Annotated in this window: 1 pseudogene; it reads left to right on the forward strand. The window is 46.8% G+C overall.

Annotated features, from left to right (window positions below):
* Nucleotides 1-393 (forward strand): annotated as a pseudogene (locus UC75_RS20880) (hypothetical protein); the annotation flags it as partial.

A 393-nucleotide genomic window follows, 5' to 3' on the forward strand; every position in this document is an offset into this window, starting at 1 on the left:
TAATACAGGTATCGACACTGTTGCCGACACAATCATTGGCATTCTTCCACAAACTGAACATCCTGTTTCTGAAATTGCTGACCTCGGCACATTAACTTTCGAAACTTCTCGCGACACTGTAAACGGCGCACTTGAAGTTGTTTCTGATTTAGTTGGTGGAGATATCCAAGGTGCAACTGAATCAGCAACTGGTATTCTGGGTACACTTATCAATAACGGTACAACTGCTGCTGGTATTATCACTGGTATTGTAGGAAGTGTTACCGATGTAGTGGGTGGCGTAACGGGTGGAGTTGGCGGTAACCCTCTTGAAGTTGTGACTGACATCATCGGTGGTGTAACAGGCGGCGTTGGTGGTAACCCACTTGAAGTCGTAACCGACATCATCGGCGG

This window comes from Acinetobacter sp. V2 (genome assembly GCF_001188385.1).
GTDB classification, from domain to species: domain Bacteria; phylum Pseudomonadota; class Gammaproteobacteria; order Pseudomonadales; family Moraxellaceae; genus Acinetobacter; species Acinetobacter oleivorans.